The organism is Brevibacillus laterosporus DSM 25 (assembly GCF_002706795.1).
GTDB lineage: Bacteria > Bacillota > Bacilli > Brevibacillales > Brevibacillaceae > Brevibacillus_B > Brevibacillus_B laterosporus.
On record NZ_CP017705.1, the window covers coordinates 2,058,718 to 2,084,642 of the forward strand.

Here is a 25,925-nt window from a genome sequence, read left to right on the forward strand (position 1 = left end):
TTATTGTAATGTTTTGCGCATATCGTTTACTTTAGCCCACACCTTTTTATAAAAACGATACATGTCTTCCCCATTTACATAGTCATCCCGATCGTACTCAAGCTCGTTCTTCGCTTCCTGAAAAGCAGCAGTGATTTCCTCCAGCTTCGTAATCAATTCCTGGGTATCAATCGCTGATGTCATTTGGTCGCTTCGTTTACTCGCTTTACGTTGAAGAGCCGTCATTTGTTTGCCCTCCAAGCTACGGTACTGATTGTAGATAGCAAACTCTACATGCTTGTTCACCTTCATCAAATTGACGAAAGGCTCCCAAGCCTCTTCTTCTTCATCTTTATCATACACGTACAGCGCACCTTTTTTACAAATGGTACCAGTGTATAATGCTTCAATGAATCGATTGATCAGCTCTTCCTCACCTTGGATTGATTGGATGATCTGTTGTAGTTCACTGATTTTACTCTCGATTTCTTCATATTTACGCACTTCCTGCTGAAGTAGACGAATAAGTTCTGGAGAGCGAATTAAATTTTCTTTGGCCATCTCTTCGTTGATGCTACCAAACAGATCCTTTGTATACTCCTGCTCCAATCCCTGCTCCATAAAGCCCTTCAATTCAGCCAGACATCTCTTGATCTCTCCCGGGCTACCTTTAGAAGGATCTTTGTCTAGTTGGTATTTAGCTAAAAAGGCAGTGATTTCAAAAGGCTTTGTAATGATACAGTCGTATCGGTTACTTGTTTTATTTTCACTGTCTTTTTCGACGATGCATCCGAAACGAACAGCTCTGTCAAATAGCTCACGAACTCTAGCATTGTACTCTTTTACGCGAGCATTCAGATACGTTTCTCCCCAAGATTTTTCTGGAATAGGAGATGGTAGGTACGCCCAGTTATGCTTTTCTGATTGGACTAAGTGACGACCAACCCCCTCTTTTTCAAGAATGGTTCGCTCATAGCTCTCCTCATACACTTTTAGTGGAGTATAAGCAAACAAAGGGACACCATTTTTCGTGTTCAACCAGAAAATACGGTTTTTAACTCCGCTCTCCTTAACGGTAAAGCGGGAGCCACTAATTGACGTATTCTGATAGTTCTTGATCCCCTTCAAAATAGAAGGAGCCTGAAGTGGTACAGAAACAAAGCCCCACGAAGGGAAATCCATATTACCTAGATTATTACTGAGATGGAAAACCGGAATGGCCTCTTCATCTAATTTGCTAGCTATTTTTCTTTCTACGATACGATCTAGGGTTTCGTCTTGCCCGTATTTCATCAGCAAAAACTCTTCCATAGAAGTTGTAATCAACTCACTGAACTTATCAGATAAGAAGTCAGAAATAGCACCGACGATATCCACTTCCGTTTCCTTGATCCAATTATCGGAGCGTTTCAGCAATTCAGCAGTGAAATCACGTATTAAATCATCTGTATCCTTCTCATCAATAGTAGTAGCTATAACCTTCGCAATGTCAGGCACACTCACAATATTCCAGTAATAGGTTTTATTCCCGGTGCGATCCAGCTCCTCCCCACCGTTAATGAGGATGTCACCGTTCTTTTCAAAGATTTGATTGAGCGTATTTAAAATCTCCGTAAATACACTATAAATCCGATTATTTTCATCACTTAATCGACGATATAGCTCCTCGTAGAACTCGATCATTTGCTCTAGCTTTTCATGATCAGCAAGGAGCTGGTATTCGGTGATTTTTGCTTCCAAATAGCTATTTTTCTTTCTTTCTTTTGAGATGAATGCACTACGAGCATCACCTAGCTTCTCATTAGCTGTTTCACGCGCTCCCTCAATCTCTCTTGGGAAACCTTCTAGATTCAATTTTAAGCTTTCGATATAAGACAGGACCATTTTAAGTAAGGAAAAGCCTTTATCGGAATGAATCAGACGCGATGCATAAAATGGTCCTTGTTGTGCATGTAAAAATACTCTTGTAATCAGCTCACCAAATGTAGTGGTCAGCTCACCTGGTAGCTGTTTCTTACACTTGATGTATTCCTCTCTCGCTTTAGCCAGATAGCCCTGCTCCAGCTCATGATCGATACTTACAACCTGTTGGCTAATGACATTGGTATAGCTGAGACGCTCACTATTTTCGTAGCCTGGAATAGGTTCAGGAACTCGCTCTTCAAACCTTTTGGAAATCGAGTCGATATCAATGCCTAATTTGCGAGCAAATTTTTCTGCATCCTCCTGTGTAGGAGCAGCGGTAAACATATTCTCCATCTTTTTAAATAATCGATACGCCAAATAAGTAGTCATCTCTTCAATCGGTAGTACCGCAGATGAAGCACCAATTACGTTGTATTGGTAGTTGGCCGCATATGCTTTTGGCATCTGATTAATGTTGGTGCGAATATTACTAATATAATCATGAATCGCAAACTCTTCGCCTGACCGTTTTTCTTCACTAGCCATGAAGTTGGTAATATTCTCTGCCGTAACATTCATGCAGTAATCGTAGGCATTTTCTAATGCTTTACCTTCAAGATTTGTTGCCGAAATAAGATGGCACAGATTGAACGGAGGCATTGGAGAAGAGACGTTTAATACATTGCCGTATTGTTGTTTAAAGCGATCCATACGTTCGTCTGCATTCATCCAATAATCCAGCTCTTTTAACGCTGCATAACCATTTTTCATAATGTAATCGCGCGTATGCGAGCTAAGGCTCTTATTAGACAGGTTAACATCTGGTGTAAACAAATAGCCAAGTGAGTTAACCTTATCTACTCCCGCACTGCCAAATTCCCGTTCCAAAATACCACGAACAATATAGGCAATATCCATGAAGCAACCACTACCGGTTCCACCCGATATACCAGTTAAAATAAATACGATCAACTTCTTGTTAGTGCCCTCGGTAAGCATCTTGATCTTTTTCTCAAGGGTTTGGACTACCTGTGTAATTTTGGTGAATAATAGTAAACGACCTGCCTGTCTAACTCCTGATGCTCCACTAATCCCATCTGTGATCGTCAGCTCAGGCGAGAGCCAATCCGTAATGTACGGTTCTAAAATGCTTCTGTTCTGTAATACTCCACCAATCTCTGGATTGGAAAGCAAAACAAACTCCGAAATGGGATCAAGTCCAATACCCTTGTAGCGCTTGTTACGATCATGCTCATTCGTTTCAAAGGCTACAAATTCAATATTGTCCGGTTTTTCCTTCCGCTTTTTCGATAAAGAATCAACTGGTAGCTTAAAGCGTCTATTAACCTGATATTTTAAACGGAGCAAAGCATCAATCCCCGTTCCACCTAAACCAATAACAAGCATAGGGTTATCAATCGTATCTACACGAATCTTCTCACTAACGATACCCCCGCCTAATGATACATCCAACTGCTGAATATGTTCTCTCACAACTGCTCTCATATAATCGATCCTCTCCTAGATGATGTAGTCAATAAAGACTGATTTGTTTACACCAGAAAGGGTTACCTTGATTCGATCGTTCTTTTTTAATTCCCTTCCTTTACTTGCATCTAGTACTCTTCCAGCCTTTTCAATCTGACATTCAGATTTGTTTTGAATGATAAGCGTGTCATTTTTGCCTGGTACAAAAATGATTTTGTCTGTCTCCTGAAACTCTGGAGCAAGCTGCAACAATTGATGCAATTTGACCTTTCCTTTAAAACCATTTAGTTTTTTATACTGCGGACTCGACTTTTCGCCTGTATCTTCATTGATAATTTCGATAGCCATTTGCCCCATAAATCCTTTGTTTGCCTTCTTCCACATGGACAGTACATATAAAACGATCGCAATAAGTAAAATCAGACCAAGTGTACCACCAACCGTCATCAACCACGGGAATGGCTTTTCTTCCACTGTTGGATTAGTTGTAGGTTGCTGTGCTCCCGTTGCCCCTGTATTTGTTGCATCCACAGTAACAGGCTGCGTTTCTCGATAAAAACTGCTATCCTCCGCTTTAACCTTAATCTCGTATTGATGGGAGGATGGAATAGTAAATTTTCCAGTAAATCCACTACCAGTATTCGTTAGTTCAATTTCATTTGTTTTGTTGTCGGTTAAATCGTTAACCAGCAGCTTTGCTTTCATGCTTTTGTAAAGGTCAGTGCTAGTCATTTTTTGTCCATTACTAACTAGCTCCGCTTTGATTTGGATGTCATCACCAGCTTTATATGTCTTGGTAGGGATTGGCTCCATTGCGAGCTGCAAGTCATAGTTAAAGATCATGTTAATATCAATCTTGTCCTTAGCTACTCCTTTGACCTGTAGCTTCCAATCACCTTGCTGGGGTTTTAACATTTTAACCATGGAATACGCATTTGATTTCGAGAAATGGACTTGGTTAGACGGAATTGGTACCGCCTTACCAGATGGATCAAACAAGTTTACCTGTACGGCATTCTTCGACATGATAGAAATATTTGCTTCCAATACATTGGTATTAGGAATAGAGATCGTTACGTCCTGAAAGGCTCCATTTGAGGTAAGGCTTTTAACAGGAACAACCTTCAGCTTCAAATGATTAGCAAATATCTCGCTTAAAATTTGTGGTAATTTGTCAGCTGTACTTGTTTCAAAAAATTTACCATTCGTATCTGCCGCGATCTGTTGCAGAGTTGTTCTGTTCAATTGACCATCTGCATTAAGTCCAATCGTATAGATTGGGTACCCTTTGCTTTTCGCCACTTTTACCGCATCTTGCAATTTTTGATCTGACATCTGTTGCGTACGGTTGGAATCTTTATTTAGAAAATTGTTCCCATCTGCTAACAACACAACGATAGGAGAATGCGCTGGGTCATGTCCTGCATCTAGGATTTTTACCGCTTCATCGACCCCTACAGAGATATCCGTATAAGCCCCTTTTTGTAAACTATCAATAAAAGCTTTGATTTGTTGCTTATCTTGATCGGACTTAACCTCAACTAGTGCCTTTTCCCGCTCGATTTTATCCGTATAGGCGATGACCCCGATCTTATTCCCCTGAATAGAGGTCATATCCACAAACATTTTCATCGCTTCGTTACTTACTTTGTTTTTATCACTTTGAGTCATGGAATTGCTGACGTCTACAACCAACACAGCGTCCATTTTGTCTCCACCAGTCTGTGCAAAACCAAACGTGGCACCTGTGGTTAGAGAAGCCAACAGAAGTCCCACGCACAATATATGTTGAAAGACTCTCTTACATTGAAGCATGTTATTGAACCTCCGCTACCTAATTTTTTGTAAAAAATACCCATATTTTTGAACAACTATTGCAAAGAATGTGACTATATGACAAGATTACCACTATATTTTACAATAAAAAAGAGAAAAGCAATGTAAGATCCATATAACGTTATACGGACGTATGTACTATTATGTTACATATTTCGACATTGAAGATTTGGAGAATGATAGATGATAACTTATATCTTTTTGGCTATTGCTTTGGTACTACTGGGCTATCGTTTCACTCAACTATGGCTATTTAAACGAAAAAGTAAAACAGAAGCTGAGATGGATCAGTATCTTCATGCCATGTTAAACAATGAAGGTGAACAAAAATGAAGACAAAAACTGGTGTTCAATTCAGGAAGACGATCAAAACAACCCATGCCTTTGAACGTTTAAAATATTGTCCAAAATGTCGTTCCTATTCTGTCTTATGGGATACAGAATGCCCATTTTGCGAAAAAACGGTAACACTCCTTCCGATCCGTGCTGTCTCTGCTGCCACTACTAGACGAAACGTTCAAATTAGCTTTCTTTGGATTGGTCTATTTGTCTGTCTCGGAGCCATTTTTGCTGATACAACGACGAATTTGATACTCGCCTGTAGTGGAGGTGTTCTTTTCTTTGTACTCTTTTGGCTCATGCAGAAGCGTTACGGCTCCTACGAACAAAATGTTCATTTTGAACAATTCATCAACACGGAGCAGGAGAATATAAAAAATGCTCTATATCAACATCTAGAGGATATTGATGCTGATGTAAAGGCAAAAAAATATAAGGATGCCTATGAAAAAATCCGAGAGGTTGGCTACTTTATCGACTCTGATTTAGTAAAAATTCTCAAGGTTAAATATCTTAATCACTTTGTGCTGCGCAAGGACATGGAGCTAGAGTTAGATACGCTGATTCCATCTGATTACAACCATCATTTTATTGCCTATCTTCATGAGGTACTAAAAGTCCAGCCATGGCTAGTAAAACAAGCCGTACTAGATTATGTTATTTCAAATAAGTCGTATATTCTTCAGGAAAGTAATGGTACACAAATCCTTGGTCAGGTCGCAGGTGCATCCCTACGAGTACGAGCTCATATAGAGCACTATCAGGATTTTATTATTGAGTTCATAGAATACTTGCCTAAGGAGCGTTTGATTCGTTTAGCTAAAATGGTTAGTGCGCATCAAGATGGTCATTGGGCCAAATTATATGAAGCTACCAGGAAACAAGTGGATCAGCATTACTCGTTTGATCCCGAACTGAAAGGATTGCTATGAAGAAATTTATTAGCAAACTACTCCCTGTCTATCAACGGTCACTTTGGATACGGAATATCCTACTAGTTCTATTCCTACTAGCTTTAGTAGCCATGGGTGTAAAGATTAGATATAGCCTGAAAAAAATTGATTTATATGAACAAGCAAAGAAGTACTATCAGGAGAAAAATCTACTCGCGGCGGAAGAAAGCTTCGCTAAAGCGGAAGCTATTACTACTATTACGTATGGCGATGAAGTATGGAGTAAGCCATTGTCAGCACTACGCTCGATTCGTCTGAAACTAGAATCCATTTCCCAACAGATTCATTCTGCCATAGGGGATAACAATGTAGAGAATATGCTAGAGTTATATACGACCTATCACACGTTTAAACAGCAATCCCTGCAAGAAGAGCAGTTACTAGTACATTTTTTCACGCAGATTTCAGATGGTCATGCAATCGAAGCTACTGTAAAAAATTATTTCCTTACTATCAAAAAGACCTATACCACATCTATGCAGGAAAACCTAACCAAAAAGATTTATCGTGATGAACGTTTTGTTCATTCCCTTGTCGCCATTCCAGATGAATTTTTTGGTGGGGAAAAGCAGAAGAGACAGGAGCTCATTACCCTATTTCGTTCCTATGATCAAAAGAAATATAGAGATCTAACAAACAGAAATACCTTTGAACAGATAATTGAATCAGCCTCCAGAAGTTTACGTGCCTATAAACAAGTAGATATACAAGCTGATTGGTTAATCACTCTACTAGAAAAGTATGCTAGCTCTGAGATCAGGCGCTCGATACGCAATAAAGACCTAGACACATTTATTGCACAGGCAAAGGCTTATCGTCAGATTAGTGACCTGCTACCTACTGATTCTGAAGCAGTCAGCCTCATTGACCAACATCTCACCTCTCAGCTAAAACAAGCGGAACGTTACACAAAAGCAAACCAGTTTGATAAGGCACGAGAACTGTATCAAAAGCTAAGTGGTCTTCAGGATACATCCCAGCTCGTAACAGAATTAGAAGAACACTGGACGAAGTATGATCCAACTCGCCTATTGAAGGAGAAATATCCAGATAAATCGTTTGGATTAGTCCTCACAGGAGAGAAGCACTGGGGTTCTCTCGTTTATGTAGCCGGTATTTCAGAGGCAGACCAACATCTTCATTTGGCAGCGAAAATGCCTGATGATGATTCTGTTCTGTATTTAGATGAATCATTTGATTCGGATACAAAACTAAAAAACCTCACTATCTCAGATGTATTAATTAGTAAAGAGACCCCCATCATTATTGTGGAAGCAGCAGGTAAAAATCGTCTCTCTACATATTATGGATTTGTTCCTGATTTATCCAAAAAAGATTGGGTAAAGCGATTTGAAATAGCCGCAGATGGATTTGCAGTGGAAGCTCCAGGTTCCGTAATAGTAGAAAATGCAGAGGGCAAAGGGGAAAATGAAGTTGCAGTTTTCAAGCTAGAAGCTGATGGACTTGTATATGAAGAAAAGATAAGGGACTACCTGTCGTCACCGCCTGAAGCTGAGCCTGACACAGATTCGGACACGGAAACAAGTGAGGAAGCTGAACCAAGAACAGAAGAGGCTGAGCCATCGGACAATGACTCACCCCCACATTCCAACAAAAACGCTAAAGTAAATAGCTCTTCTAAAAAATCCATCAATGTTTATGCCGGTCCAGGCGAGGAATATGGTGTAATTGGTGAGATAAAAAAGGGAAGCTCGATTGAGGGTGTAGCTGATCAAAACGGTTGGTACCAAATCTCTTTTAACGGAAATTCTGGTTGGGTACGTCTTGACCAATTGCGTGAAGTGGATACCCAGAGATAAAAAGCAAATTGAAGCCTAGTAGAAATAAGCTGGCATATCCAAAATTCTGCCAGCTTATTTTTGTTTCTACTTTTATAAAAGGAGTTATGAGTTTTTAATCTTAAACTGAGCTAGTAGCTTCTCTAGTTCCTTGACTGTCTCATTCATTCTCATAGAATGATTAGCCATTTCATTTGTAGAAGCTGACTGAGCTTGAATAGATTGTACAGTTTCATTGGTAGACCCAGCTACTTGGGTAGAAGTAGATGATATTTCCGCTAACGATGCATTTATTTCTTCTGTACCTGCTGACATTTCCTCAGTTGTTGCAGATACTTCTTGAATCTGATACGTAATCTCATTTATTTCTTCCACAATAGTAGAGAAGGCTTTGCCTGCTTCATTGGCCGTAATGATTCCTTGTTTTGCCTCTTGCTGCCCCTTCTCCATTACATGAACGGCATCTTTCGAATCCTGCTGGATAAAGGTGATTAAATGATTGATTTCACTTGCCGATTGTTTTGATTCCTCCGCCAGTTTTCTCACCTCATCTGCAACTACAGAGAAGCCCCTTCCAAATTCACCAGCACGTGCCGCCTCAATCGCCGCATTTAGCGCCAATAGATTGGTCTGTTCAGCAATATCAGTGATGGACAACAAAGCTTTATCAATTTGCTGTGTATTAGTCAGCAAACGGCTTATAACAGCCGATGTTTCCTCTACAGAATTATGAATCGTATCCATTTGTGTAATGAATTGTTCCACTACCTGACTGCCCTCTTTTGCCTGTTCCACTGTAGTTATCGCTAATTCAGCAACAGTAGACGAAGATTCGGCAACCCTCTGTACTCCAGTTGACATTTCATCCATAGCCTTAGCACTTTCCTGTATACTAAACATTTGTCTCTGCACTTGTTGATTCACTTCATCAATGGTTACTACAGCGTTACTAGAAATAGCAGAAACATTTTGTGTTTCATGTAGCATATTGTCTGTTGAAGTCATTACCGTATTTGTTGTTGCTTGGACTTTTCCCATCAACTGCTGAAGGTTCTCTAACATGTTATTGAAAGAGGATACGATACTTCCCATCTCATCTTTTGATTCGTAGGAGGTGCGAATGGTAAGATCTCCTTGGGTTACTTGCTTCATATCTGCTTCTAGTAGATCGATAGGATGCTTTATTGATTTGCTGATAATGTAGCCTATAATACTAATAAAGATAACAACTAGTAAGGCTACAATAGCAAACATGATGACCGTAAAATTGGCTTCCTTATAATTTTCAGTTTGGATCTTATCTGCTTTTTCTTGTAGGTAGGTAAGCAATTTGTCAAGGGAAACAATTGCTTCTGTTCTAGAAGGTTGAAGCTCAGACAAATAATACGCATACGCTTCTGCGTTTTTATTTTGACTAGCCAATAAGATCGCTTTGCTTGTAAGATCACGTAGCTTGTCAAAACTAGCGCTAAATCCTTCGTACAATTCTTTTTCTTCCACTGGAATACGGGTGCTTTCCAATTTTTTGATTAAATCATCATTCTCTACGCGTAATTCCTTGATGATTTTATCAATCTCGTTGTTCCTTTTTTCATCAGTGGTAATCATATATTCCACAACATTCATATGAACCCTAAAGAAATTCGATTCTAAATCTCCTAACCACTGAATCGGAAGCAAACAGTCTTCATACATGCCTAAAGCCGCTTCATCCCCCTTTTTTAATCCACTGTACCCTAATGACGATAAAGCTACGAAAGATAAGATAGACGTTAAAATAATGAGTAATAATTTCGTTCTTATTTTCAAGTTTTGAAATATTCGCATGGAGTTCTCCTTACTAGTAGAATTTTCTAATTTAATTATATAATGCACCAATGTAAAAACGATACTTAATTTAAAAAAAGTGATGAATTTTGTCGAATAAAATAAAATAATGTCGATATTTATAATTTTTATCCAAATAGTAAAAATTATAACTATATGATTTTACTTTACCCAAACAAAAATGAATCTCCTTTCTTAGGTATTTGTATACCCAGCCCTTCTCTTTTATTATCGAACTTTTTATAGTAAAAATTTATTCTATCCAACAATTATGTAACTCTTGAGACTTACTATGTGCATATACATTTATAGCCTAATAGCTTTTTTGCTACTAGGCCTACGTGCTGTCATTTTTATGGAGTGAGGTAGTAATTTCCATTCCCTCTTATACAAATATTCAATCTAAAACATCACACAAAAAATGGACAGGGAATTTTTCCTGTCCATTTTCTTACTTATACGTATTTCAGTATTATTTTCCTTACCCCAACTATTTTCCTCGCAACCATCATTTCTCATTTATCTTCTTTTGGCATTGGCAATGGTACTCTCCAATCCAGGTCATAGCTCTTTTTTGCCAGTTCGGAAGTAAGGCTGATCTTTTGCGGAAGTTCTTTCATTTCATAACTTTGCAATTTCATTCGGATGTGGTTTCTGCCTTGTTCGTCCTTTCCTATCATTTTAAAATCTCCACCTGTATCCTTATATATTTTGCCCTTTTCATCTTTTATCGTCCATCCAAAGCGATTAATAATTTTATCTGTATCATCATCCACGAAAATCGTATCTGCTATATTAATATATGTTACATCCTTTGCATAAATATCTAGTGTAATAGTAGCATGCTTCTCATCCTTTGGAGATGCTTCATTTAAAGGTTCGTCAAAGGTTACTGACTTAATCTCAATCGTTTTGCCATCCTTATCTACTCTTACAGGTTTATCAGCAAGCTGCTTTGGCTCAAATGATATGTCCAGCTTATATGGTTCTGTTTTTACTAAGGAATCCAATACTAGTGTATATTGATGATCAGGAGACAGAGGAGCAAATCCATACTTCCGGATAGAATGACCGTATTCATCCACTGCCTTGCGTGGAATATCAAGCGCTCTGGTTAAATCTTTTACTTTCTCCCCCTTTTCATTTTCAACATGAAAATTCAACTTATAATCATCATAGCGAACATAAGGGGCAGCTGAAGCTATTTTTCCTTTCACTTGTTTGCTTTCCTGTACTAATCTTTTCTTTGCCTCTTCCGTCCATTTCGTTTCATATTCGACACGCGCAGCAGTCGGTGAATACATAATGCTGTTCAAATTGATTTGCAGCCCCTGTGGTGTGGTATACGACCCATTCATTGGTAGCACCTTTGAAGCCGTAATTGATTTTTCTAAATCAAAAGGAATCTTTAAGGACCAATTCCCCTTAACAGAGTCGATCTGATCTCCCTGGAACTGTAATAAAAGCTTCTGTTCTTTTGTTTCCCCTGGGTTTTTTAGAGTGAGATATCCATATTTCTCATCGTTACGACTCATCCCAAACATTCTAGTTTCTTTAATTACATTCCCTTTCAAATCTGTTACCTCTACTTTACTTATATCAAGCTTATCCGGATGAATAAAGTTATTCTGCTGATCCTTGATCGAATATACGGCCACAATTCTCATTGGGTCAGCCAATATCTCCTTTATTTCAAGAGTATATCCCTGATCCGTAACAGAGGCATTTACCTTCTGTGAAAAGCCCTCCTGTGCTGCATATTGCAACTCTTTATCAGAACTGCCTTCAAATAACGATTTTACATAGGCAGCAAAGGTAGGTGATACATATGAACCGACCGATACCGTTAAAAGCAGAGCGCAGCTAATTGAGACTGGAAATACCAAAGTACCTAGTAGACGTGACCTTTTTCTTTTATAGGTTACCGCTTGGTCAGGCATCACAAAAGTAGGCTGATCCAATTCTCCAGCTACCTTTTTTAGAGTTTGTGTAATCTGTTTGTCAAGATTAGTCATGCATGATCACTCCCATCTCGTTAATTACCTGTGTTTCTTTTTCAGCTTGTATTTTTTCTGCGATTAGCTTTCTGGCCTTATGCAGCCTTGACTTTACCGTTCCCTCAAACACACCAAGGATTTTTGCAATTTCAGCTATACTAAACTCTTCGTAATAATAAAGAACAACTGCAGAGCGATGCTTCGGCGTCATCGTCTGGATCGCTCGCCAAATCTGTTGCTCTTTCTCCTTTTGAAGAATGCTCTCCAATGGGTTTTGGTCAGGATCAATGGAGTCTGCGTATTCCTCCGTTTTTTTCTTTCTACGCACCAGATTAAGTGCCCGATGTGTCACAATTTTCATAAACCAAGCTCGAAACGATGTCCCTTTTCGTTCATCATATCGATAAAGTGATTGATACGCCTCCCACAGTGCTTCTTGAACGGCATCCTGAGCTAAATGGTAATCATGGACGATCAAAAAAGCGACTCGAAATGCCGTAGTTAAGTGAGGCTGAACAAGTGCTTCAAAACCAACTGACCCTCCTCCTCTAGCTATTGGAAAATGATGATTTTCCTCCACGTAAAAAACCTCCTCGTTTTCCCTTTCACTCCTTATTCACCAGTTCTCGTACTTTGGTTCATCGGAAGAGAAAAAAATTTTTTCCCTCACTTGGTAAACCAGTACTTGGGCCATTGATGCAATCTATGTATTCTTTTCTAATGAAGTAATTGATGATTCGGACACTTAGGCAAATCGTCATAGTTCTGAGATTTCCGTTATAGCCGTTGTTTCGTCAGAAAACAAGCGCTTTACTTGAAAAAATCTTTGGTTACTATTGCTTCACTATAAACACTACTCAAAAAATAACCTTTGTCAGAAACGTTACCAACAAAAAGAAGCGTCAAAGGAACGAGGTTGTTCTTTGGCGCTTCTTTTTTATAAGCATGAAAATGATTCATACCGTTTTCTATGCTTGTAACATTTTATTTAGAATAAAGGTTTCAACAACCTTTGCCACACCATGATTCATATTTGTATCTGTCACATAATTAGCTGCTTCCTTAATGTCATCTGGTGCATTGCCCATGGCGACACCAAGCCCTGCAAAGGTAATCATAGCAAGATCATTATAGCTATCACCGATCGCAATAACCTCTGCTTGTTCAATCCCTAATTTATTAATAAGCTGATGTAGGCTGGTTCCTTTATCTACACCCGCTTCTGTGAACTCCAAAAAAAACGGCTTCGACCGCATCACACTCAATTGACCCTCTAGCTGTTTTTGCAGTTTCTTTTCCACAATTGCTAGTTTAGTAGGATCGTCTACCATTAGTACTTTTACTACTGGTCGTGTAATCGCTTGGGTAAAGCTTTCTACCTCTTTAATATTCATTCCCGTAATTTCAGATTCTTTTTTGGTATAAGCAGTAACAGTTTCAGCTACGATATCATCCCCGTCATATGAGAGAATCCCAACTTGTTCTTTTTTACTGATATCGTATAGCTCATGTACAGTTTCTACTGGTAGGGTGCTACTAAATAATTCTTCTTTTGTTTTCCAATTTATAATTTTTGCACCATTGAAGGATAAAATAAAGCTACCGTATTTTTCTAGCTCCAATTCTTCAGCAATATGCGTCATTGCATAAGTGGGACGACCAGATGCGAGAACTACTTTTACTCCAGCTTCTTGTGCCTTCATTAGTGCACTTTTTGTACGTGTTGAAATGGTGTGATCATCTTGAAGCAATGTATCGTCTAAATCGAGGACAATCATTCTATAATTTTGCATGACAAAACCATCCAATCTAATCTAGTTGTATAAATCACTATAATCATATCATCGATATTGTAATTTATGTGTAAAAAAAGTTAGATGGATGACTTTGGTTTCATAGACCACCAATATTTTTTCATAAAAAAGAACGCTCCTAGGAGCGTTCTAAAAAAATGAAATTAGAATCCTGGATCATATACATACTGAATAACATGGGGTTTACTAGCTTCTGCGACATGAGAGAAAGAATCAATAGAACCTATAGAAATTACCATTGCTAAAGTCATGAAGATCGTTATAATTGCCTTTTTCATCTCAATCCCTCCTACGCTAATTAATATCTTTATTCTGTATAATCCTATTATATACGTCTTGAAGCTTCTGCACCATTTGTAAATCTATAGATTTATTGATAGAGAAATAAAAAGAGAGAATACTTTTCATACATTCATTAATTTCTTGATAAGCATTTATTTTTCCGTATATTTCCATACTTGCAAGATAACTATCCAATCCTTCTTCATATGATTTGATTACAATTTGATAGTTTCCTTTATATTGATAATATAATCCCATTGAATAATATTTATAAGGTGTTTTCGATTCAACCTTCAAAAAATTATCTTCTTGGGCAATTAATTCTGCAATGGAATCAAACTTTTCCATTTGCAAATATAATTCAATTAGCTCATTTACTGCATGAATTCTTGAATCCTCACTCGTATTTTGTAAGCAATCTAGTAATAATGGAATGGCTACTTCATAGTCCTTCTTCTTTGCCTTTACGATTGCACCAGTTAACATTGCTGATTCATGGACAAAATGGAAATTAAAAGTTTTATAGATAGAAAGATGCTTTTCTACTTCCTCATAATTACCTGATAATAGGAGGGCATTAATCATAGCTAGGTAGGCTCTAACTTTTAACTCGTTTATTGTGTGATCTCGTAAAAGCCCCATTTTTGTTAATTCAATACATTGCTGATATTTTTTGATCGCAAATGCATGAAGACCCATTCTAAAATAGAAAGTGATTTTTTCTTCCTCAGACAAAAAATCTGCATAATGACTGATTTCTTCTCCAATTTTAAATGACTCCTCTAAATTCTTGAAATCTTGTCTCTCTATTAGGTATTTTTGTAAGGACGGTTTGGCTATATAATTTGGTATTCCATGTACTCTAGCATACTTAATGATAGCGCTATATAGAATAAGTCTAATCTCATCGCTAGTAATGCTATTGCATAGATCATAAAGACGCTCTAAAGCTGTATATGTATCTTCTTGGGGATTTTCAAGAATTTTTTGAGCAACCTTACTAATTAACGTTGTATTAGATAGTTCAATCATCTCTAAAAGAAGCTCATATAAAATTTCCACGCGTTGCTGTATTTCTATATAATTCTCGATAATCTCTTCATATGGCAATACTAATACAGTTGTAATTGCCTTTATGGTTCGTAGCTCTGGTCTCTTGGTTTCACATGATTCGATTTTGGAGAGCACGCCCTTACTGACACCTGATAGCCTTCCCAATTCTGATAAACTCAAATTTGCTTGTTGTCTTTTATTTTTTATTAATTCACCTAGAGAGGAGTAAAGTACTGCTCCATTTCCTTCCATCATATTCCCACCTTAGGACATAATTTCTCAGGACAATATTCGCCAATGGTATCCTCTTCCATTCAATTACTCCTCTATAATTCTAGTTTAATTGTATATTATTGTAAATATAAATAAAGATTAGTAGTGAAATTATTGTTAAATAAGTAATTTATTAATGAAAATTAAAGGAAAATCACCCTTTATTTAGTTATTTACCTTTATCTTGCTTCTGCTAATGCTTGTTTTAATCGGGAGTAATGGATTTGGAAAGGTTTACGATGGCCTTCTTTACGAATAATACCTTCTGCTGTGAAATCTTGTAATAATCCCGTCACTGTCTCACGAATACTGCCCATCATTGTTGCTAATTCTTGATGCGTAACAGCTATATCAAGCTGAATCCAGCCTTCTTCATGATACAAGCTCTCTTCCATAGATATTTTAACTCCGAATTTATCCGATAGTTTATGTAATAAAAATAGAAGCCGTTTTCGAACACTTCCATATGCCATGTATTCAAGTAGCTCCTCTACCTCCTGTAAACGTTTAGACAGAATTTCAATAAACTTAACGCAATATCAGGCTTCTTTTGCAGAAATTTTTCGAACTCAGTTTTATCGATCGTACAGATCAGAGAATCCTCCCATGTCTGTGCATACAGATTTTCAGACCCTGTTGTAAACGTACCAACCTCCCCGAATATATGCCCAACACCTAATACATCAAGAGTCAGCTCACTTCCTTCTGACGTTATCTGATATAAGCGAACCTTTCCCGATTTGATTAGATATAAGAATTTTTGAGTGTGATGTGGAGCTGTAATCAGCGTTCCTTTTTTCATAATCGTAATCGGCGCAACAGGTTCAATTTTTTCTAATTCCTCTACCTCAAGCTCACTAAATAATTGTATTCTTGATAAATATTTTATCTTTTCCATACAACCACCCCATAATTTGTAAATGTAGTCTACACTACATCTTTTTAATCAAAACCCGGGTATACTCTCCTACAATGACATCTCATCTTATCTTATCAGAGGAGGGCACCATCATGCATTTCACTATTTTACTTTTCCAAATTGTATGTATTGGTTTGTTTTCCATTTCAATTTTCAACAAATTTTCAAGTTCAAAAACAATGGTTCAGCATTGGAATGACTATGGTTATCCAATGTGGCTCATGTACGTCACAGCCACTTGCGAATTAATCGGTTTCATTGGAGTAATCGCCTCCTTTTGGATACCTGCTGCTTTGAAGTTTTCGGCTTCTATTTTTATTGTGATTATGATTGCCGCCTTGTACGCCCATATCATTAGGGCGAAGCATAAGCCAATCACGTCACTTCGAGCTGTTATTGTACTTATCTTATGTATCTTAGTGGTTTCCGGGTAAAAAATTAGCTTTACTTAACGTATTGCAATGAAAAATTGAAGGTTAAACACATTTTTCGTCACATCCATTTTTCATATATCTGCTAATCCTGTTATAATCTCTATTAATAAACAGTAAAGCGAAAGTCAGAGGGTTCCGACTTTCGCTTTATTCTTATGGAGGTTACTATGAGATTACATAGGGGTGAAACTCTGTTTCGCCAAGGAGAAACGGGCCCGCTGTACCATCTGAAAAGCGGCCTACTGAAAATTATTAGAATTCACGAGGATGGAACGACGACTCTGGTTAATATCATCGTGCCTAATGAAATCATCCCACACCATTCTCTCATTAGTCCGAATCCCTATTTTGGAACCGCTGTCGCACTTGTAACTTGTGAGATCGAGGTTCTCAATGCACGGGAGTGGTATCAGGAGCTGCAAAACAATCCAGACAGATGCCGGACGATTGCCTTACAGCTTCAGGAAAAGCTCCGCATGATGCAGCATCGGATCGATCAATTAACGGAAGTATCGGCCGCAGATAAGTTACGAAAGCTTCAAGCCTGGTTTGAATTCTATATTGCTCCCACCACTTTGACGGATGTGCTAACACAGGATGAAATCGGGCAATTTATCGGACTTCGCCGTGAGACTGTAAATAGATTGTTACGAGCTCAATCTACCTCTAAACCCGATTGATAGTCCTACAAGCTATCAGCAGGGCCAAAAAACTCAAAATGAATGTCTTCTTCAGCAATTTGGTATTCCTTCAGTGTCTGGTTCAAAGCCTTCATGAAGGGGGTCGGACCACAGAAATAGAAGCTGGCATCTTTAGATGGAACCATTTGCTCTAATGTAGATAGATCTACATAGCCTTCTTTATGAAAAGCCTTTGTTGCTCTGTCAAGGTCAGTCGGATTGTCATAACACCAATGAACAGATAATTGCGAGTGCTGGCGAGCAAGTTCCTCCACATGTTCTCTCATTGCGTGAACCTGCCCGTTTTGAGCCGCATGAATGAAGGTTACTTGGCGGTTAGGATTCGTCTCTACAAGTGTGTTAAGCATACTAACTAAAGGCGTTAATCCAACCCCTCCACTTATGAGGACGACAGGACGATCGTCTTTTTGATCCAAAACAAAATCCCCTGCCGGTGCCGAAAGCAATAACACATCCCCTTGCTCGACCTGTTCATGTAGATAGACAGATACCTTACCGGCAGGCTGATCCTGCTTGCCATCCTCTCTTTTAACAGAGATTCGATAATAAGGCTTTCCTGGAGCATCAGATAAGCTATATTGACGAATATGGGTGTTCTCTTCACCAGGAATGTCCACTTTCACACTAACGTACTGGCCTGGTTCAAATAAAGCGATCGCTTCTCCATCCTGAGGAACAAGATAAAAGGAAGTAATGACGTCGCTCTCTTTTACCTTTCTGTCCACTTTAAATGCTCTAAATCCTTCCCAGCCACCTTGTTGTTGCTCTGCTTGCTTATAGAATTCAGCTTCTACACCGATAAAAGCATCTGCAATTACACCATAAGCCTCTGCCCATGCTTGCAAAATCTCGTCTGTAGCCAGATCGCCGAGTACATCCTTAATCGCAGCAAGCAGATTTTCTCCAACAATTGGGTAGTGCTCTGCTTTAATTCCAAGACTACGATGCTTATGACCAATCTGCTTTACAACAGGAATAATCGTTTCTAATTTGTCTATATATTGGGCCGCAGCATACACTGCATTGGCTAATGCAGTCTGTTGTCTCCCTTGCTTCTGATTGGCATGATTGAAAATGTTTAACAGCTCTGGATGTTTTGTAAACAATAATTGATAAAATCGTTTTGTAATATCGATTCCGTGTTTTTCTAATACGGGTACCGTAGATTTAATGATTTTAATCGTTTTTTCACTTAGCATCTTCATTACCTCACTTTCGTTTTGCGTGGTATGACCTCAGTATATAGAGTGAGAAATGTCACCCTATGTGATTAAGATCACTGTAAAAGGCACAGATTTGCGAAGATAGTTTCTTCTAGTAACCTCGTATATACAAATATCCATTGAAGTAGAATGAATTTTGGGTTAATAACTTCCTTGGTTAGCTATGCTCTCAATGGCGGAATAGTATAGTTTGTTTTCACCCAATGGATTACAGACATAAGGCTGGATGCTTCGGCGTATTGGTTGTAATAGGATATCCTCATGACTATTTTTCAATGCTTTGTTCATGAACTGGATAACGACATGAGAAAAAAATGAAATCATAAGAATCTTTTGATTTCATAACTATGTTTTATCTTACAACCATTTTCATATTGCTAATTTTTACGGGTAATAATAATTGATTCCCCCTCCTGTTGCCTCTTTTCAATATGACTTCCTCCCCAATCACACATAAAATCAAGAACTTTGGTAAGTGTTTTCCCATAACCACTCAGGGAATACTCGACCTTTGGTGGAACTTGATTGTATACGGTTCGAATAATAATCCCATCTCTTTCAAGCTCACGCAACTGCTGTGTGAGCATTTTCTGTGTAATATCAGGTATTGCGCGTTTAAGCTCGCTGGTTCTCTTTTTCTCTCCAGTAAGGATGCACAAGATAACAACCTTCCACTTTCCTCCGATAACATCAAGCGTCGCTTCAACAGGAAAATTATATTTCTTCATGATACGCCCCCATAGTTACTTTAAGGTACTTACATACAAAAAAGTTCCTATATTACATTAAAGTATCTACAGCACTTTTAAGTACGTTCTTTCTAATTTGTGACATATATTACATACTAGCATTAGAAATAAAGCTACGGAATGGCCATTCCTGTATTCTGCTAAACACCTTTTTCGAGGAGAGAAATAAACTCATGAAAACTCTTGTGATTGTCGCACACCCCAGTATTGAAGATTCTCGCATCAATAAAAGATGGGTGCAGGAATTAACAAAACATTCAGATATCATTACCGTCCACCAATTATATTCAACCTATCCTGACTGGACATTTCAAATTGAACACGAGCAAAAACTAGTGATGGAGCATGAACGTGTTATTTTCCAATTCCCTTTCTATTGGTATAGTTCACCCCCATTACTCAAAAAATGGCTTGACGATGTTTTTACCCATGGATGAGCATATGGTTCTCTAGGAGATAAGCTACAAGGTAAGGAATTAGGTCTCGCTATCTCAACTGGTGTGCTTCAAGCTGATTATCAGGCTGGAGGAGCCAATCAATTCACTTTGAGTGAACTGACAAGACCTTTTCAGGCAACCTGCATTTATACAGGCATGAAATTTATACCTATATTTTCTATTTATGGTGCTGAACATCACCTTACAGATGGAGAAGTAGAACAAAGCGCTATAGATTATGTGACACATATCTTGAAATCTTAATTACTACGTTTGCTATTTTTATTACTTCAAATCATATGACACAAAAACAGCCTACTTCACCTTTTTTGGGGAATAAATAGGCTGTTTTTATTATCTATTTCTTTATGTCGCTCACCTTCACTAGCTTTCCATCTTTATAACCAATGATGCAGGCCTCCAGCACATCTCCTTTGCCAACTTCTGTTTGTGTCACCTTCATAGCATGGTTAAAAGCAAATATTTGTTTCGTCTTGTCGTTGTAAACAACATCCTGCTCACGCTATGCAATTGATATTTTCTACTACCTACTCTATCTTATTAGGAAACAACGGAAGTTCTTGTAAAAATAAAATGTCACTTCGCTTGGCTGCTTCGCCCTCAGCAAGAATAGCCGCCCTAGCCACCACAATGCCACCAGCTTGAATGACCAAATCCTCAATAGCCTGCAAAGACTTACCGGTACTAATTACATCATCAATGATGGCAACACGTTTACCTGCAATCTCACTGGCGTCTGCACCATCAAGGCAGAGAACCTGTTTTTTCTGAGTAGTGATTGATTCCACTTCATTAATTAATGGTGTTTGCATATAAGGCTTTGTGCTTTTACGAGCAACATAATACTTCTTCATCTGAAGTACGCGTGAAACCTCATGAACGAGGGGAATCCCCTTAGCTTCTGCGGTAATTATCACATCAACTTCAGGTAGCTTTGCTGCGAGAAGTGGTGCTGCCGCGGTTACCAGCTCTGTATCCCCTAGAATGACAAAGCTAGCAATATTGAGTTTTTCTGTAATCGGAATAATTGGTAAATGCCGAGTGATTCCTGCGACCTTTAGCGTATAAGTCTTTTCCATTATACTCCCTCCTACATCCCAAATAAGCTGATTAATGCTCTCATAAGTAAGCCTGCTATCATCCCAAAGAATGGATCGGAAATTGCAGTAACTACCATAGTTACACCACCCACCAAGCTAGAAGAAGCTTCGCCACCAGTCAATGCGGAAATAGCATTGGTAGGTACAGTTACAATTGCACCTAAAACAAACAGAAATCCAGAGATAGATTCACTAGGAATATAACGACCGATTTTTGGCAACAAGCCAGCTAGAAGAATGGCTGCCATTACTAGCATCATCAAGACACCTGAGGCAACAGGATGCGGAGCACCTGCTGTAGCAGAAATAATCGCTTCAACTGGGGCACCACCAAAAAGGGCTGACACCATATCAGCAACACTGCTAATCACGCTAAGCGTGTCGATGTTCACATCCGACTTGGCAATTTCACCATTAATTTGGCCAAAAGCAATATTTGCGCCAATATTGAGACAAACCATCGCCATAGCGCCTCGTAAAATACTCGCGGAAAACGATAGTTTCTGAAAAGCAAAACGATCATTTTCTAGTGGTTTAATAGTAGTACCTTTTGTAAGAAGTAGAGAAATGAGACTAGAAATAAGAACGGAAATGGTAACGGTATAAACTAGGTCTCTTGTTACAAAATAGGTGAGTAATCCTGTACTCATCGAAACGACCCCAACAGGCATATTATTGCGCGCCATATCCCAAGAAACTCGTGCCAGCATGATTCCAACGCCAGCCATCATTCCACTTGTAATGACAGGTCCAATGAAGTGAACGATTTTCTCTAAGAAACCAAATAGACCGATCGTGGCCATAATTGCTCCCCCGACAAAAATCATGGATAGCCTGTCCCTCATCGTTTTTCCCAGCGTTCCAGCTAATGCAATCGTCTCCACTTGATAAGATACAACGGCTACAGAGCCAGTAATGGCATTTCCAGTAGCACCAATTAAGAACGCTAAGGCTGTAGGTACGGAAGCAAAACCCAGAGATAGTGCAAGTAGACCCTGTGGCAATCCGTTAAGTACAACGCTGAATGCCGCGATAATATCTTTCCATTCCATTTCTGAATTTCTCCTTCTGTCATATTAAATAATTTTCACAACTGTAAAATATCACAGAATCCGATCTATTTCAAATTATAACTTTAAATCGTTCGTGTTTTTATGTATTTTATAAAAACAAAAGGTTATATCATTCGTATTTTAAAGGTAAAACTAGAATTTATTGGTTTGATTCTTAGTTGAAAGTGGGTACATTTCGTATATTTTAAGGTACATATAATCACTTTTTTCATAAAAAATATCCAGATTTATAACTGGCTATTCCATACACTAGTTATCAAAACTAAAAGCCCATGATCCCCATCTATTTTAGGAAATCACAGGCTTTTCAATTGGTTAGATATCTATAATTACGGAATAGACTTTGTTACGGTGTTTACCTCAACTCTCATAGTCAAGGTAAACACCTTGCTCATACTGTCATCAATCAGTAATTTGACACGTGAGACGCTGTTTTACACATGATTTTTATTTGGAAGTGTGCAATATACCCTATCACATTTTACACCCAAAACCACGTTGTGCTGTTGCCCTTACATACTAATGTTTGCAAGGATGATGTGGCTTTCTAACAGGTTTTTTTCTTTTTTTCTTGACCCAGCATTTACAGACCAATACTACCTTCTTCTTTACATTCTTCTTTACATGCTTCTTTTTATGATGGAATTTGCTCATGTGTCTCACCTCCATCGTCTGACTTGCTATATTCTATGTTGCAGTTCACGACATGTACTAGACAAAAGACAACCTTTTTAAAATTTGGATTCATGTGAAGGTGGAATAAGTGGGTTTTCGACCTCTAACCGTTCAGAAGCGAAACGGGGACTTAAGAATAATCAGGGGTTAGGAAAAAGCCTACGAGTAATTCCTTCGTAGGCTTTTAGAGTATCTTTATTTAGGTAATGCCTTACATGTCTTTATCCCTATTATTTAATATGTTATCTTCCAATACAGCGAATTTATCTCCGTATTCCTTAACAATATGCTTCTCTCCCCATGTACATAAGGAATCCAATATCGGCTTTAAGCTCCACCCGTACTCACTTAGCTCATACTCCACCTTTGGAGGAACCTGATTATAGATAATCCGATTTACAATGCCGTCCTGTTCTAATTCTCTAAGCTGTTGCGTTAACATTTTTTGTGTAATGCTTGGCATAATACGTTTTAAGTCACTTGTGCGTTTTTTCCCATGAGTTAAATGGCAGAGAATCACACATTTCCATTTACCGCCGATGACTTCTAGGGTCGCTTCAACGGAAATATTATATTTTTTCTTAATCACAGCTTATCCCTCCTAAACATGGATATGGGAACTTTTTAGTACCTATATTACTTTTTAGTAAGTATATTACTTTCTGGTTCATATATTACTTTTTAGTGCGTACTATTCTTTTTTATTATAATAAATCATAATAGCATCTACCGGCCGGTAATACCATACTGTAGGAGTGGAGCGAATGTTATTAGATCGAAAGAAAAGCACGTTGGCGCTCCTTGCGTTAGCGATAAGTGCATTTGCAATTGGAACAACAGAATTCATCAGTGTGGGACTACTTCCGCTTATCGCTGATGACTTAAATATATCCGTTTCAACATCAGCATTAACCGTTACTTTATATGCGCTAGGGGTAACTTTTGGGGCTCCGATTTTAACGTCCCTAACCTCTAGCATCCCACGCAAATCATTATTATTTTGGATTATGCTGGTTTTTATTATAGGAAATACTCTTGCCGCCACTGCAAATGGGATTGTCATATTGCTGATAGCGCGAATCATCTCCGCATTTTCACATGGTGTATTTATGTCAATTGGTTCCACGATCGCCGCTGATCTGGTACCAGAAAACCGCAGGGCTAGTGCTATCGCCGTTATGTTTTCCGGACTTACAGTGGCGACTGTTACTGGGGTTCCCTTGGGTACATTTATTGGACAGCAATTAGGATGGCGTGCTGCTTTTATTGGAATCGTCGTAATTGGCATCCTAGCTTTCATAGCCAATATGATTTTAATTCCTTCCGATCTGCGTAAAGGAACCAAAACACCACTGCGAGAACAGCTTAAACTGGTTACTAATGGGAGATTGCTCCTTGCGTTCATCATTACTGCTATTGGCTATGGGGGCACATTTGTTGTCTTTACTTATTTATCCCCTTTACTTCACGATATTACTGGATTTAAGGAAACGACCGTTGCCATCATTCTTCTTGGATATGGAATTGCTATTGCGATTGGAAACGTCATTGGTGGAAAAGCAGCCAACCGCAACCCTATTTCCGCCTTATTCTATATGTTTACTATACAATTCATTGTACTCTTCATCTTAACGTTCACCGCTCCGTTTAAAGCTGCCGGTCTAGTAACCATCTTCTTCATGGGCTTATTAGCTTTTATGAACGTGCCCGGATTACAGGTCTACGTGGTCATGTTGGCTGAACGTTATGCACCGAAAGCGGTAGATGTAGCTTCCGCTATGAATATCGCAGCTTTCAACGCAGGTATCGCAATCGGAGCATACTTGGGTGGAATCGTTACTGATAAACTCGGACTGATTCATACAGCCTGGGTAGGAGCCTTGATGGTTTTGGGAGCGGTTATCTTAACAGGTTTGGCTCGTGCTCTAGAAAGAAAAGATAAGACTACCAACAAAAATGAGCCAGCTCGTTTGTAAGCTCTATGTTTAGATGATCGTTCTTGTTTAGAAGACAGAGGCTCGTTAGATACTGGCTACCGAGCCTCCGTTATTGATCATTTGTACAGCGTTTTTTCAGCACAGTATATGTAAAAAATGATATAGGAGGCTATTATAATGGCAAAAAATTTACAAGCTACAACAACACTACACAACGGCACTAAAATGCCTTGGTTTGGAATCGGAGTATTTAAAGTAGAAGAAGGTTCGGAGTTGGTATCAGCAGTAAAATCAGCTATTAAGCATGGTTACCGCAGTATCGATACAGCTGCTATTTATGGAAATGAAACCAGTGTAGGGCAGGCGATTCACGAAGGCATTCAAGAAACAAACTTACCTAGAGAAGACCTCTTTGTAACTTCAAAGGTTTGGAATGCCGATCTGGGATACGAAGCCACACTCGCTGCTTTCGAAACAAGTCTAGATAAACTCGGATTAGAGTACCTCGATTTGTATCTCATTCATTGGCCTGTGAAGGGTAAGTATAAGGAAGCTTGGAGAGCACTAGAGAAGCTATATAAAGATGGACGTGTAAAGGCAATCGGGGTAAGTAATTTCCAAATCCATCATCTTGAGGATTTGATGGAAGAAGCTGAAATAAAACCAATGATAAACCAAGTGGAATTCCATCCATACCTGACGCAAAAGGAATTGATTACTTTCTGCCGGGCGCATGATATTCAAATGGAAGCATGGTCTCCATTAATGCAAGGTCAATTGTTGGATAACCCTGTATTACAGGAAATTGCTGATAAGCACGGCAAAACAGTTGCCCAAGTCATTCTTCGTTGGGATCTCCAGCATGGTGTTATCACGATTCCAAAGTCTACAAAGGAGCATCGGATTGTTGAAAATGCATCCGTGTTTGATTTCGAGTTAACAAAAGAAGAGATGGATCGCATTGATGCTTTGAATCAAAATCATCGAGTCGGTCCAGATCCGGACAACTTTGATTTTTAAGGCATGACCGTACTAAGCCGCCATTTCTTTTTTGGGAGAGAAATGGCGGCTTACTTGTTTAGGCGAATGGTTGTAAAAGATATAAGACTTA

Annotated in this window: 20 protein-coding genes and 2 pseudogenes; 8 read left to right on the plus strand and 14 right to left on the minus strand. The window is 38.6% G+C overall.

Annotated elements, in window-relative coordinates; all coding sequences use genetic code 11:
* Positions 1 to 3,390, minus strand: a complete 3,390-nt coding sequence (locus BrL25_RS09755) for a tubulin-like doman-containing protein (RefSeq protein WP_018671159.1) — start codon at positions 3,388 to 3,390, stop codon at positions 1 to 3.
* Between the two features lie 15 nt (positions 3,391 to 3,405).
* Positions 3,406 to 5,187, minus strand: coding sequence for a vWA domain-containing protein (locus BrL25_RS09760; RefSeq protein WP_018671160.1), 1,782 nt, complete (start codon positions 5,185 to 5,187; stop codon positions 3,406 to 3,408).
* A gap of 204 nt (positions 5,188 to 5,391) precedes the next feature.
* Between BrL25_RS09760 and BrL25_RS25150 the strand changes: the two genes are divergently transcribed.
* From BrL25_RS25150 to BrL25_RS09770, 3 genes are read left to right on the plus strand one after another with little or no spacing between them, the layout of a single operon-like run.
* Positions 5,392 to 5,541, plus strand: a complete 150-nt coding sequence (locus BrL25_RS25150; protein ID WP_018671161.1) for a hypothetical protein — start codon at positions 5,392 to 5,394, stop codon at positions 5,539 to 5,541.
* Entirely contained in the window at positions 5,538 to 6,479 is a 942-nt protein-coding gene (locus tag BrL25_RS09765) for a hypothetical protein (protein ID WP_018671162.1), read from the plus strand. The genes BrL25_RS25150 and BrL25_RS09765 overlap by 4 nt, the downstream gene beginning before the upstream one ends.
* A complete protein-coding gene (locus BrL25_RS09770; RefSeq protein WP_018671163.1) occupies positions 6,476 to 8,320 on the plus strand; it encodes an SH3 domain-containing protein in 1,845 nt (614 codons plus the stop codon). Before BrL25_RS09765 ends, BrL25_RS09770 begins: the two co-directional genes overlap by 4 nt.
* An 84-nt stretch (positions 8,321 to 8,404) precedes the next feature.
* Here BrL25_RS09770 and BrL25_RS09775 read toward each other — a convergent pair whose 3' ends face one another.
* The 7 genes and pseudogenes from BrL25_RS09775 to BrL25_RS26510 all read right to left on the minus strand — a co-directional run bounded on the left by BrL25_RS09775 (position 8,405) and on the right by BrL25_RS26510 (position 16,443).
* Positions 8,405 to 10,126 carry a methyl-accepting chemotaxis protein gene (locus BrL25_RS09775; RefSeq protein ID WP_018671164.1) on the minus strand — a complete coding sequence of 574 codons (1,722 nt, stop codon included), beginning with the start codon at positions 10,124 to 10,126 and terminating at the stop codon, positions 8,405 to 8,407.
* A gap of 515 nt (positions 10,127 to 10,641) precedes the next feature.
* Positions 10,642 to 12,141: a DUF4179 domain-containing protein gene (locus BrL25_RS09780; RefSeq protein WP_018671165.1), complete on the minus strand. Its 1,500-nt coding sequence runs from the start codon at positions 12,139 to 12,141 to the stop codon at positions 10,642 to 10,644.
* Complete coding sequence (locus BrL25_RS09785; protein ID WP_018671166.1) at positions 12,134 to 12,703, minus strand: RNA polymerase sigma factor; 570 nt, start codon at positions 12,701 to 12,703, stop codon at positions 12,134 to 12,136. The genes BrL25_RS09780 and BrL25_RS09785 overlap by 8 nt, the downstream gene beginning before the upstream one ends.
* Before the next feature lie 388 nt (positions 12,704 to 13,091).
* Positions 13,092 to 13,916: a Cof-type HAD-IIB family hydrolase gene (locus tag BrL25_RS09790; protein WP_018671167.1), complete on the minus strand. Its 825-nt coding sequence runs from the start codon at positions 13,914 to 13,916 to the stop codon at positions 13,092 to 13,094.
* 164 nt (positions 13,917 to 14,080) lie between these two features.
* The gene (locus BrL25_RS26240) at positions 14,081 to 14,215 is read right to left on the minus strand and encodes a hypothetical protein (RefSeq protein WP_018671168.1); all 135 of its coding nucleotides are present in this window, start codon (positions 14,213 to 14,215) and stop codon (positions 14,081 to 14,083) included.
* Positions 14,216 to 14,231: 16 nt separating this feature from the next.
* Positions 14,232 to 15,527 (minus strand): helix-turn-helix domain-containing protein, encoded by a 1,296-nt coding sequence (locus BrL25_RS09795; protein ID WP_026315119.1) that lies wholly within the window; start codon positions 15,525 to 15,527, stop codon positions 14,232 to 14,234.
* 197 nt (positions 15,528 to 15,724) lie between these two features.
* Positions 15,725 to 16,443, minus strand: a pseudogene (locus BrL25_RS26510) (Crp/Fnr family transcriptional regulator).
* A gap of 113 nt (positions 16,444 to 16,556) precedes the next feature.
* On the opposite strand from BrL25_RS26510, the gene BrL25_RS09805 reads away from it, so the two are divergent.
* Both BrL25_RS09805 and BrL25_RS09810 read left to right on the plus strand, forming a co-directional pair.
* Positions 16,557 to 16,898: a DoxX family protein gene (locus BrL25_RS09805; RefSeq protein ID WP_018671170.1), complete on the plus strand. Its 342-nt coding sequence runs from the start codon at positions 16,557 to 16,559 to the stop codon at positions 16,896 to 16,898.
* A 167-nt stretch (positions 16,899 to 17,065) separates the two neighbouring features.
* Positions 17,066 to 17,578, plus strand: coding sequence for a Crp/Fnr family transcriptional regulator (locus tag BrL25_RS09810; protein WP_018671171.1), 513 nt, complete (start codon positions 17,066 to 17,068; stop codon positions 17,576 to 17,578).
* Positions 17,579 to 17,583: 5 nt separating this feature from the next.
* On the opposite strand, the gene hmpA is transcribed toward BrL25_RS09810, so the two are convergent.
* The gene (gene hmpA / locus BrL25_RS09815; protein ID WP_018671172.1) at positions 17,584 to 18,798 is read right to left on the minus strand and encodes an NO-inducible flavohemoprotein; all 1,215 of its coding nucleotides are present in this window, start codon (positions 18,796 to 18,798) and stop codon (positions 17,584 to 17,586) included.
* Positions 18,799 to 19,199: 401 nt separating this feature from the next.
* On the minus strand, positions 19,200 to 19,550 hold the full coding sequence (locus tag BrL25_RS09820; RefSeq protein WP_018671173.1) for a winged helix-turn-helix transcriptional regulator: 351 nt from the start codon (positions 19,548 to 19,550) through the stop codon (positions 19,200 to 19,202).
* A 194-nt stretch (positions 19,551 to 19,744) separates the two neighbouring features.
* Between BrL25_RS09820 and BrL25_RS09825 the strand changes: the two are divergent.
* Positions 19,745 to 20,272 (plus strand): annotated as a pseudogene (locus tag BrL25_RS09825) (NAD(P)H-dependent oxidoreductase).
* Between the two features lie 284 nt (positions 20,273 to 20,556).
* Here BrL25_RS09825 and BrL25_RS09830 read toward each other — a convergent pair.
* The 3 genes from BrL25_RS09830 to BrL25_RS09840 all read right to left on the minus strand — a co-directional run bounded on the left by BrL25_RS09830 (position 20,557) and on the right by BrL25_RS09840 (position 23,463).
* Positions 20,557 to 21,108, minus strand: coding sequence for a phosphoribosyltransferase family protein (locus tag BrL25_RS09830; protein WP_018671176.1), 552 nt, complete (start codon positions 21,106 to 21,108; stop codon positions 20,557 to 20,559).
* An 11-nt stretch (positions 21,109 to 21,119) separates the two neighbouring features.
* Positions 21,120 to 22,181 carry a guanine permease gene (locus BrL25_RS09835; protein WP_018671177.1) on the minus strand — a complete coding sequence of 354 codons (1,062 nt, stop codon included), beginning with the start codon at positions 22,179 to 22,181 and terminating at the stop codon, positions 21,120 to 21,122.
* A 907-nt stretch (positions 22,182 to 23,088) separates the two neighbouring features.
* Positions 23,089 to 23,463 (minus strand): winged helix-turn-helix transcriptional regulator, encoded by a 375-nt coding sequence (locus tag BrL25_RS09840; protein WP_035312030.1) that lies wholly within the window; start codon positions 23,461 to 23,463, stop codon positions 23,089 to 23,091.
* Positions 23,464 to 23,641: 178 nt separating this feature from the next.
* Between BrL25_RS09840 and BrL25_RS09845 the strand changes: the two genes are divergently transcribed.
* Complete coding sequence (locus BrL25_RS09845) at positions 23,642 to 24,853, plus strand: MFS transporter (protein ID WP_018671180.1); 1,212 nt, start codon at positions 23,642 to 23,644, stop codon at positions 24,851 to 24,853.
* A gap of 138 nt (positions 24,854 to 24,991) precedes the next feature.
* On the plus strand, positions 24,992 to 25,834 hold the full coding sequence (locus BrL25_RS09850) for an aldo/keto reductase (RefSeq protein WP_018671181.1): 843 nt from the start codon (positions 24,992 to 24,994) through the stop codon (positions 25,832 to 25,834).
* Positions 25,835 to 25,925: the final 91 nt, after the last annotated feature.